Origin of the sequence: Paramagnetospirillum magnetotacticum MS-1 (assembly GCF_000829825.1) — a bacterium.
Taxonomy (GTDB): domain Bacteria; phylum Pseudomonadota; class Alphaproteobacteria; order Rhodospirillales; family Magnetospirillaceae; genus Phaeospirillum; species Phaeospirillum magnetotacticum.
This window is the reverse complement of record NZ_JXSL01000025.1, coordinates 36,263-47,116: the sequence shown is the minus strand read 5'-3', so window position 1 is coordinate 47,116 and position 10,854 is coordinate 36,263. Positions and strand designations below refer to the sequence as shown.

The 10,854-nt window shown below is 63.6% G+C and carries 7 protein-coding genes and 1 tRNA gene; 4 read left to right on the top strand and 4 right to left on the bottom strand.

Going from position 1 to position 10,854, the window contains the following annotated elements; translation table 11 throughout:
* Window positions 1-78: 78 nt before the first annotated feature.
* Window positions 79-2,361 (bottom strand): NADP-dependent malic enzyme, encoded by a 2,283-nt coding sequence (locus CCC_RS07505; RefSeq protein WP_041040638.1) that lies wholly within the window; start codon window positions 2,359-2,361, stop codon window positions 79-81.
* A gap of 228 nt (window positions 2,362-2,589) precedes the next feature.
* A tRNA-Leu gene (locus tag CCC_RS07500) sits at window positions 2,590-2,676 on the bottom strand.
* A 93-nt stretch (window positions 2,677-2,769) separates the two neighbouring features.
* Between CCC_RS07500 and lipB the strand changes: the two genes are divergently transcribed.
* On the top strand, window positions 2,770-3,405 hold the full coding sequence (gene lipB / locus CCC_RS07495) for a lipoyl(octanoyl) transferase LipB (protein WP_041040636.1): 636 nt from the start codon (window positions 2,770-2,772) through the stop codon (window positions 3,403-3,405).
* A 350-nt stretch (window positions 3,406-3,755) separates the two neighbouring features.
* Here lipB and CCC_RS07490 read toward each other — a convergent pair whose 3' ends face one another.
* Together CCC_RS07490 and CCC_RS07485 are read right to left on the bottom strand one after the other, a co-directional pair.
* Window positions 3,756-4,574 carry a bacteriohemerythrin gene (locus tag CCC_RS07490; protein WP_009868604.1) on the bottom strand — a complete coding sequence of 273 codons (819 nt, stop codon included), beginning with the start codon at window positions 4,572-4,574 and terminating at the stop codon, window positions 3,756-3,758.
* 74 nt (window positions 4,575-4,648) lie between these two features.
* Entirely contained in the window at window positions 4,649-5,206 is a 558-nt protein-coding gene (locus tag CCC_RS07485; protein WP_009868603.1) for a hypothetical protein, read from the bottom strand.
* 154 nt (window positions 5,207-5,360) lie between these two features.
* Between CCC_RS07485 and CCC_RS07480 the strand changes: the two genes are divergently transcribed.
* The 3 genes from CCC_RS07480 to CCC_RS07470 all read left to right on the top strand — a co-directional run bounded on the left by CCC_RS07480 (window position 5,361) and on the right by CCC_RS07470 (window position 10,747).
* Window positions 5,361-7,643: an ATP-dependent helicase gene (locus CCC_RS07480; protein WP_041040634.1), complete on the top strand. Its 2,283-nt coding sequence runs from the start codon at window positions 5,361-5,363 to the stop codon at window positions 7,641-7,643.
* Between the two features lie 96 nt (window positions 7,644-7,739).
* Window positions 7,740-8,639: a 50S ribosomal protein L11 methyltransferase gene (locus tag CCC_RS07475; RefSeq protein ID WP_009868601.1), complete on the top strand. Its 900-nt coding sequence runs from the start codon at window positions 7,740-7,742 to the stop codon at window positions 8,637-8,639.
* Between the two features lie 110 nt (window positions 8,640-8,749).
* Window positions 8,750-10,747: a methyl-accepting chemotaxis protein gene (locus tag CCC_RS07470; protein WP_009868600.1), complete on the top strand. Its 1,998-nt coding sequence runs from the start codon at window positions 8,750-8,752 to the stop codon at window positions 10,745-10,747.
* Window positions 10,748-10,854 lie beyond the last annotated feature (107 nt).

The following is a 10,854-nucleotide window of genomic DNA, read 5'->3' as shown; positions in this document are numbered from 1 at the left end:
GCTCGAAGAGACACGAAGGAGAAATGAAGAATCTCTTCTTCTTTTTCCTTCGTGCCTTCGCTGTGAATCTTGCGGTGCCTACCGTCCCTTGCCCGCGTGCATCTGGGCATCCACCGCCGCCAGGGCGGTGATGTTGACGATGTTGCGCACTGTGGCGGACGGCGTGAGGATGTGGGCCGGTTGGGCGATGCCCATCAGGATCGGCCCCACCGACAAGGCGTCGCCCGCAACCTTCAGCAGGTTGAACGAGATATTGGCGGCGTCCAGCGTCGGCATGACCAGCAGATTGGCCGCGCCCTTCAGCTTGGAATTGGGGAAGATGCGGGTGCGGATTTCTTCCGAAAGCGCCGCATCGCCGTGCATTTCGCCCTCGGCCTCCAGATAGGGAGCCTTTTCGCGCAGCAGGGCCAGGGCTTCGCGCTGACGCGCGGCGGAAGCCGAGGAGCGGTTGCCGAAATTGGCATGGGACAGGAAGGCCACCTTGGGCTCGATGCCAAAGCGCCGCACTTCCTCCGAGGCCAGCAAGGTCATGTCGCAGACCTGTTCGGGCGTGGGTTCCGGCGTCACATAGGTGTCGCAGATGAAGAAAGTCCCAGCTGGCATGATCAACAGGTTCATGGCCGCCGGAACCTTGACGCCGTCACGGGTGCCGATGACGTTGAGGATGTGCGATAGATGCTTGTCGTAGCGGCCGATGGTGCCGCAGATCATGGCGTCGGCTTCCTTGCGCTTCAGCATCAAGGTGCCGATCACCGTATTGCGGGTACGCACCACGGTCCGCGCGTATTCCGGGCTGACGCCATGGCGCTCCATGATGGAGTGGTAGAGACGCCAGTACTCGTTGAAGCGGGGATCGTCTTCCGGGTCGCACAGGTCGAAGTCCTGACCGATGCGGATGCGCAGGTCCAGATCCAAGATGCGCTTTTCCACCACTTCGCGCCGCCCGATGAGGATGGGATGGGCCAGGCCTTCATCCACCACGGTCTGCACGGCGTGCAGGACGCGGCGGCCTTCGCCCTCGGTATAGACGATGCGGCGCATGTCCTGGCGGGCGCGGTCGAAGACCGGCTTCATCACCAGGCCGGAGCGGAAGACGAACTGGTTCAGCCGGTCCATATAGACATCGAAATCGATGATGGGACGGCGCGCCACGCCCGATTCCATGGCCGCCTTGGCCACGGCGGGAGCGATCTTGATGATCAGGCGGGAATCGAAGGGCTTGGGGATCAGGTATTCCGGGCCGAAGGTCAGCGGCGCGGTGCCATAGGCGGCGCGCACCCGCTCATCCGACTCGGCCATGGCGAGATTGGCCAGGGCATAGACGCAGGCCAGCTTCATCTCGTCATTGATCTGGGTGGCGCCCACGTCCAGCGCGCCGCGGAAGATATAGGGGAAGACCAGGACGTTATTGACCTGATTGGGATAGTCCGAGCGGCCCGTGGCGATGATGGCATCGGGGCGCACCGCCTTGACTTCGTCGGGCAGGATTTCCGGGGTGGGATTGGCGAGCGCGAAGACGATGGGCTTTTGCGCCATCTTGTCGACCATCTCGCCGGTCAGGACGCGCGGCGCGGACAACCCTAGGAAGATGTCGGCGCCCTCGATGACCTCGGCCAGGGTGCGCATGTCGGTCTTCTTGGAGTAGATGGACTTGTACTGGTCCATCAACTCGGTGCGGCCCTCATAGACCACGCCCTTGATATCGGTGACCCAGACGTTCTCGCGCTTGACGCCCAGCTTGCACAGCAGGTTGAGACAGGCCAGAGCCGCAGCACCGGCGCCCGACGCCACCAGCTTGACCTCGCCGATATCCTTGCCCACCACGCGCAGCGCGTTGACCATGGCGGCGCCCACCACGATGGCGGTGCCGTGCTGGTCGTCATGCATGACCGGAATCTTGACCCGCTCTTGCAGCTTGCGCTCCACCTCGAAACACTCGGGCGCCTTGATGTCTTCCAGATTGATGGCGCCGAAAGTGGGTTCCATGGCGGCGATGATGTCCACCAGCTTGTCCGGGTCCAGTTCGGCCAGTTCCATGTCGAAGACGTCGATACCGGCGAACTTCTTGAACAGGACGCCCTTGCCCTCCATCACCGGCTTGGCGGCCAGAGGGCCGATGGGGCCGAGGCCCAGAACGGCGGTGCCGTTGGTCACCACGGCCACCAGATTGCCCCTGGCCGTCACATCGGCGGCGCTGTCCTCGTCGGCGACGATCAATTCGCACGCGGCGGCCACACCGGGGGAATAGGCCAGCGCCAGGTCGCGCTGGGTGGCCAGCGGCTTGGTGGGGGTGACGCTGATCTTACCGGGGGTGGGAAGGCGATGGTATTCCAGCGCCGCGTCGCGCAACTCGTCGGACATGCTCATGGAACGGCAACCTCTGGCGTAATGTTATTGCTTGATCGGGGCGATACCATACTCGCTTGAAGGCGACAGGCAAAGCCTCCGATGGGGCTAATTTCGGAAAACCACAGGAAATGCAAGGGTATGGCGGTATGACCACTGCCCAGGCAGCGAGTCATAATATTGCGCAAAAGTCCAAAAACAACCAAGCCCGCCGGGGTCGCCGGCGGGCTTGATAGGTTCAGATGGTGCGGCCAAGAAGACTCGAACTTCCACGGGAGTTACCCCACAAGCACCTCAAGCTTGCGCGTCTACCAGTTCCGCCATGGCCGCGTACTTCCGGTAGCCTCGAAGGGCTTGCCAACGAGGAGACAGGGGAATACCAAATCACTTCGGCCGAATCAAGCACGCATCCCGGAGTCCTAGATGAATTCTCCCGTCGAGTGGCGGATTTCCGATTCTTTTGTGGATTATCACGAGGCCGTGGCCGCCATGGAGGAACGCGTCGCCGCCATCCGGGCCGGTACGGCGCCTGAGTTGGTCTGGCTGCTGGAGCATCCGCCGCTCTACACGGCGGGCACCAGCGCCGACCCAAGGGATCTGGTGGATCCCGAGCGCTTTCCCGTCTACGAATCGGGGCGCGGCGGCCAGTACACCTATCACGGCCCTGGCCAGCGGGTGGCCTATGTGCTGCTGGATCTCAAGAAACGCGGCGCCGATGTGCGGGCCTATGTCTGCAATCTGGAGGAATGGCTGATCCGCACCCTGGCGCGCTTCGTGGTCAAGGGCGAGCGGCGCACGGGCCGGGTCGGCATCTGGGTGGACAGGGGAGCGGGACGCGAGGATAAGATCGCCGCCATCGGCGTGCGGGTGCGCCATTGGGTGACCTTCCACGGAATCGCGCTCAACGTCGATCCCGACCTCTCCCATTTCGAAGGCATCGTGCCCTGCGGCATCCGCGAACACGGTGTCACCTCGCTGTGGGATCTGGGGCTCACCCCCACCCTGGAAGACGTGGATTGCGCCCTGATGGCCAGCTTCAGGGACGTGTTCGGCGACTAAGCCAAGGCCTTCGCAATTCGTCGCCCGGCCCCATTTCCGTTTTTGACACATTCAAATGCAGCGTAAATTTCATACATTCTTTTGGCATAGCTTGCCTGGCGATGGGCATAAGCTGAAAGAATGCGACGATGATTATTCCTGGAACCTGCGGCGCCTGCAGCCATTACCGCGACGGCCAATGCCACGATACGGGCTCACCTTTTTCTGGTCGCCCGCTATGGGCCCTGTCCTGCGTCGCGTGTCAGGGATATCGGCGCAGCGCTTCTCCCGCCTCGACCGTCTCACCGGAGGCCATGGCCGCCGTCAGCCGTTCCCGCTAATGCCCCACCCGCTGATTTTTCCCGCCAGGGTCAGCGCAAGAGCAGTTGATTGAGCAACCGCCCCAGATTCGTCGGATTGAAGGATTTTGGGTAGACGCCGCTGGCTCCCGCCGCCATGGCGTTCTGAATGGCCTCAGCATCCTCGGCATCATGGAGCAGCAATAGCGGTATCCGCGTGATATAGGCCTTGTTGCTGCCGCGCAGCGCCCCGGCGAAGGCGCCGCCGTCCAGGGGCTCGGTTTCCAGATCGCAGAAAATGAAATCTGGTACCGGGTCCCCGAAGGCCATGCCCAGCCCCGTGATGCTGTCCTCGGCCTGCAAAACCTTTGACGCTCCCAGTTCGCTCAGAAGATCGGCCAGCCGCGCACGGCTCCGCTCGTTGGGGCTGATGATCAGAGCCGCCAGATCGGGCGAGGCCAGTTTGATCCGCGGGGCGTCCATATCCAAGGAGGGCGCCACCCAGTCGCGCATGCTGGTGTCGAATTTTTTGACGTGGCCGATCAGCCAGGCCTTGAGCAGTTCGTTGACGTCTTGCACCGAGGTGGCGTTCAGGGGCTTGGTCTTGGCGACGAAATAGGCCCTGGCGATCTCGCGCACCTGATCAAGCAGGGATTTATGCTCGTTCGAATGCCCCTGCTGATAGGGATAGAGACACTGGCGCTGGATACCCTCCTCGCGCGCGAAATGCTCGCGGCCATAGGCCAGCAAGGACTTCAGCGTCTCGTGCAGAATCTGCGGATTCACCTCATTCGAGTGTTCAAGAAACTCGTTGATGATCTCGATCAGGCGCTGGTGATCGGCGTCGATCACCGGATGGCCGATCCGCAGGTCGTCGGTCAGTTCAAGCATCGGAACATCCTCCCCCCGGAGCACTGGCATATCCGAGGATATATACCATGCCCCTGAGGGAAACGCGGAAGGGACTAATATGCATAGCCGATCTTCAGCATGGTCAGCCAGTTATCGGCGCTGGACGCATTGCCGACCCGCTCGTCGCCGGTCCATTGATAGCGGCTTTCCAGACCGAGCATCAGTTGGCCCGCCGTGTAATAGGCGCTGGCGCCCAGTTGGAGGGTTGCCATGTCGGGGCTGGGACCGGAATTGGAATCGGTGAAGACCCAGCCCACACCGGGCCCTGCGCCGACCCATAGATTGTCGATGACGGGGATCATGTAGTGGGGATTGAACTCCAGGGTCTGGAGCATCAGCCCGCCATGGTCGAAGCGGTTATAACTGAACTGATCGCGGATCTTGCCATAGGGCAGTTGCAACAGTGGATCGTCCAAGGCCAGTTCGAAGCCACCGGCCAGGCCGCTGCCCACTGCCGCATCGGGAACCATGACGCCCATCTTGAGAGCCACGGTGGTGTTGGCGGACCAGCCGGGTTGCTTTGCTGCCGGAAAAGCCCAGTCGCCACCCCAGGCGGGAAGGGATATGGCCGTCAGGGCGAGGGTGGCGGCGATGAGAAGGCGTTTGCGCATGGCGGACCTCCCTGTCTCGGGTGGAACGCGCTCCTATGAACAAGAGTCTGGGCCTTGGCGGCGATTGCTTCAATGAACCGCCTCACACAGCCGCATTGCAGGAATAGCGGGGACACACATTGCACCGGCGAGAGGGTTCCGCCAATATCCGCCCATGTCCGATCCCTTCGCCCTCGACGATGAGGCCCCCGCCTCCCCGCCCCCGCCCCGCGCCTCTGGGCCCCGGCCCGTCCCGCCGGACGCCCCTTGGCTGAAAGGCCTCAATCCCGAACAGTTTCAGGCGGTGACCACCACCGAGGGTCCGGTTCTGGTGCTGTCGGGCGCGGGCACCGGCAAGACCAAGGTGCTGACCTCGCGCCTTGCCCATATCCTGGCCTCCAATCTGGCCCAGCCCTGGCAATGCCTGGCGGTGACCTTCACCAACCGCGCGGCGCGCGAGATGAAGGAGCGGGTGGCGCAACTGGTCGGCCCGGTCTCGGACGGTATCTGGCTGGGCACCTTCCATTCCTTGTGCCTTCGCATCCTGCGCTCCCATGCCGAGGCGGTGGGGCTGTCGGGCGATTTCACCGTGCTTGATGCCGACGACCAGATGCGGGTCCTAAAGCAGGTAATGGCCGAGGCCCATGTGGACCCCAAGGCCACCCCGCCCCAAGGGCTGATGGCCACCATCCAGCGCTGGAAGGACCGCGCCGTGACGCCCGAGAAGGCGGCGGCCGATGGCGGCGCCGAGGGTCAGGCCAAGGCGCTGTACCGCGCCTATCAGGAGCGGCTGAAGTCGCTCAACGCCTGCGATTTCGGCGATCTTCTGCTGCATGTGCTGACCGTGTTCCTGAGTGATGCAGAGGCTCTGGCCCGCTGGCAGGGGCGCTTTCGCTATCTTCTGGTGGACGAGTACCAGGACACCAATGTGGCCCAGTATCTGTGGCTGCGCCTGCTAGCCCAGACGCATCGCAACATCTGCTGCGTCGGCGATGACGACCAGTCCATCTATTCCTGGCGCGGGGCCGAAGTGGGCAACATCCTGCGCTTCGAGAAGGACTTCCCCGGCGCCCGCGTGGTGCGCCTGGAAAGCAATTACCGCTCGACGCCCCATATCCTGGCGGCGGCCTCGGCGCTGATCGCCAACAACGAGGGAAGACTGGGCAAAACGCTGCGCCCCGGCATCCCCCACGAGCCCGAGTCCATCGAGAAGATCCGCACCAAGGCGGTGTGGGACGGCGTGGCCGAGGCCCGCATGGTGGTGGAAGAGATCGAGACGCTGCAGCGGCGGGGCGAGAAACTTTCCTCCATGGCCATCTTGGTGCGCGCCGGATTCCAGACCCGCGAATTCGAAGAACGCCTGATCACCACCGGCATTGCCTACCGCGTCATCGGCGGCCCGCGCTTCTACGAGCGCCTGGAGATCAGGGACGCCATGGCTTATTTGCGCCTTGTGGTGTCGGCCGCCGATGGGCTGGCCTTCGAGCGCATCGTCAATACGCCCAAGCGCGGCCTGGGCGAGGCTGCCATTCAGACCATCCACATGGCGGCCCGCGCCGAGCAGGTGCCGCTACTGGAGGCCGCCCGCCGCCTGACCGGCACAGACGAACTTAAGCCGAAGCCGCGTCAGGCCCTGGCCAAGTTCATCGAGGATCTGGACCGCTGGCGATCGCTGCTCGATTCCATGCCCCACGCGGAACTGGCCGCCACCATTCTTGACGAATCCGGCTATGTGGAGATGTGGAAGGCGGACAAATCACCCGATGCCCCTGGCCGGGTGGAAAACCTGAAGGAACTGGTGGCGGCGCTGGAGGAATACGATTCCCTGGCCTCCTTCCTGGAACATGTGGCCCTGGTCATGGAAAACGATTCCCGCGCCGAAGCCGACAGCGTGGTGATCATGACGCTGCACGGCGCCAAGGGGTTGGAATTCGACTCGGTGTTTCTCCCCGGCTGGGAAGAGGAGGTCTTCCCCCATTCCCGCGCCCTGGCCGAATCCGGCACCAAGGGGCTGGAGGAGGAACGGCGGCTGGCCTATGTGGGCCTGACGCGGGCGCGAAAGCGGGTCCTGGTCTCCTTCGCCGCCAATCGCCGCATCTATAACCAGTGGAAGTCGCAACTGCCGTCCCGCTTCGTGGACGAACTGCCCGATTCCCATGTGGAGCGTTCGGGCGAGCGCGGCCTGCACGGGTCGGGCCTGGAGGAATCGCGGGCCGCCTGGAATGATCCCGCCTGGAGCCGCGCCCGCTTCGGCCAACCCCGGCAGGCCGCCGCCCCCACCAGTTGGGGCCAGGCCAAGCCACGCGAAAGTTCAAGCACCTTCAAGACCGGCCAGCGGGTCTTCCACGACAAGTTCGGAAACGGCACCGTGATCGCCCTGGACGGCAACAAGCTGGAAATCGCCTTCGACAAGGCGGGCATCAAGAAGGTGCTCGACAGTTTCGTTTCGGCGGTCTAACACCCCACATACTTTTACATCCTTTACATCCTTCATTCCCGCAAAAGCGGGAATGTAAGGAGAAACTAGTGGTCAACGATAGCCGCGAGAACCGACATGCCCCCCGTCTTCCCCGACATCTGGCGTCTGCGCCTCACCGTCTCCATGGAGACCCTCCCGGTGTTCGAGGAGGTGTTCGAACGCCATGCCGAGGCGGTGACCATGTTCATGGAAGACCGTTCGGGCATCTCGGACGGCGAGTGCGACTGGTTCCTGGAAGGCTTTTCCCGCACGCCACCTGACCGCACCGCCATCGTCTCGGCCCTGTCAGCGGTGGCCGCCGCCAACGGCATCGACGTGCCGCCGCTGGGCGTCGAGATGCTGCCCAATGTGGATTGGGTGCTGGAGAATCTGCGCGACTTCCCGCCCATCAGCGCCGGTCGCTTTTTCGTGCACGGCTCCCACTGGGAGGGCAAGCCGCCGGTGGGCTCCATCGGCATCGAGATCGACGCTGGCACCGCCTTCGGCTCGGGCGAACACGCCACCACGCGCGGCTGTCTGCTGGCGCTCGATTCCCTGGCCAAGCAGCACCGGCGGCGGGCCGTGCTGGATCTGGGCTCCGGCTCAGGGATTCTCGGCATCGCGGCGGCCAAGGTCTGGGCCACCATGGTGGTCTGCACCGATATCGATCCCTCGGCGGTCAAGGTCCTGGCTGGCAATGCCGCCAATAACGGCGTGGGACGCTTCGTCACCGCCGTGGTCAGCGACGGCTACCGCAATCCGGTGGTGGGCCGGGGAAAGCCCTATGATCTGATCTTCTCCAATATCCTGGCCCGGCCGCTGTGCCGCTTCGCCCCCGATCTCGCCGCCCATCTGGCCCCGGGCGGGCTGGCCATCCTGTCGGGTCTGCTGGAACGCCAGGAACGCATGGTCATGGCCAATCATGAACGCCAGGGTTTGACATTGAAGCGCCGCATCGTCATCGACGGTTGGGCAACCCTGGTCATCGGCCGATAAGCTAGGGCGAGCACCCTTAACCGTAAGTCATAATCTCTATGACCTGAGATTCCGCAGTGCGAAAACTTATCTGTCCCTGAGTAGGTATTTCCCCAGGGGGAGGGTCGGTTATGCACTTATCGCTGAAGCTCAGGATCTTCGCTGCCGTCGGTCTGGTCGGACTGGCCGCGATCGCCATGGCCCTGGTGGGAATCCGCTCCATGGCCACCTATCACCAGCATGTGATGGAAATGGAATCGGCGTCCCAGCGCGCGGTGATCGGCGAGAAGGTCAACGGCCTGATCAATGCGGTGGTGATGGATTCGCGCGGCGTCTATATGAGCCGGGACGCCAAGGAGGCGGAGAAATACGCCCCCGCCATTCTCAAGAACACCGCGGAAATCAGCCGCCTGATGTCGCAATGGTCGGCCATGGTGCCCGAGGCCGAACGGGCCGCGTTCAAACCCGCCGCCGACCAAGCCGACCAATTCGCCAAATTCCGGGCCGAACTGGTCCGGCTGGGCCGCGAGGTGGGAACGACCGAAGCCCGTGCCTTCGGCGACAACGACGCCAACCGAGCCAATCGCCAGGCCCTGAACAAACATATCGAGGTCCTGGCCGCCGCCAATGCCGCCAAGGTCACCGAACTTGTCCAGGGGCTGGACGAGTTCTACGAAAGCCGCCTTCAGGCCATGATCTGGCTGGCGGTGCTGGGATTGGCGTCGGGCATCGGCTGGGCGGCATGGACCGCCTTCAAACGCGTGTCACAGCCTATCAACCGTATGACCGCCGTCATGGAAACCCTGGCGGGCGGCAACCTCTCCATGGAGATTCCCTCGGTGGAGTCCCATGACGAAATCGGCGACATGGCGCGAAGCGTGCGCGTCTTCCGCGATGCCATGCGCGATGCCGAGCGCATGCGCACCGCCCAGGAAGAAGACCGCGCCACGGCGCAAGCCGAGCGCATCGCCGCCTTGCAGAACATGGCAGAGACGGTGGAACTGGAAACCCGCGCCGCCGTCGAGCAGGTGGCGGCCCAGACCTCGCTGATGGCCGATAACGCGGGCAAGATGGCGGCTTCGGCTGGCGCCGTGGGCGGCAACAGCCAAAGCGTCGCCGCCGCCGCCACTCAGGCCCTGTCCAACGCCCAGACCGTATCAGCCGCCGCCGAGGAACTTTCCGCCTCCATCCGCGAGATCGGAGAACAGATCGCCAATGCCGGGCAGGTCACCGGCGGTGCGGTCACCGCCGCGGGCAAGGCACAAGATACCATTACCCGGCTGTCGGCGGCCGTGAACCGCATCGGCGAAGTGGCTGACCTGATCAACCAGATCGCCACCCAGACCAATCTTTTGGCATTGAACGCCACCATCGAGGCGGCGCGGGCGGGCGAGGCGGGCAAGGGCTTCGCCGTGGTGGCCAACGAGGTCAAGAACCTCGCCAATCAGACCGCCAAGGCCACCGAGGAAATCTCGGCGCAGATCAACGAAGTCCAGGCCACCACAGCCGAGGCGGTCAGTTCCGTCGGCGAAATCGCCCAGGCCATCAAGAGCGTCGAGGAGGTCTCGGTCAGCGTCGCTGGCGCCATCCGCCAGCAGAACGCCGCCACCGCCGAAATTGCCCGCAACATTGCCCAGACCACCCAGGCCGCCAGCGAGGTGGCCGAACGGATCGCCGATGTCTCGCAAGAGGCCAGCCTGACCGGCGAACGCGCCACCAAGGTCAACGATATTTCCGTCGATGTGGCCCGCGCCATCGAATCGCTGAAAAGCGTCATCATCCGGGTGGTGCGGACCGCCACCAAGGAAGTGGACCGCCGCAACGGCCCACGCTACGCCCTGGGCATGAAAGGGCTGGTCGATATGGGCGGTGTCGAGGTCCCGGTGGTGTTCGACGAGATTTCCGAACAGGGCCTTACCATCCAGGGCGATGTCTGCCCGGTGGGCAAGGGCATGCGGGTCAAGGTGCGGATCGAGGGTTGCTCGGTGGCGTTGTCCATGGTCGGACGCGAATGCGAGAACGGTCGCCTGCACGGTAATCTGGAGCTTACCCCCGATGTGGAGAACCGCTGGCAGGAGGAATTCCACCGCCTGATCGCCGGGCGCCATCCCATCAACGAAGCGGCGTGACCAAGGAGAGACCGACAAACTCCGATCACATTCCGTCACATATTGTGGAAAAGTTGGACATCGGGCGTCTTGATGAGTATCAAGAGCCGGGGGATTAGGGCGTTGAT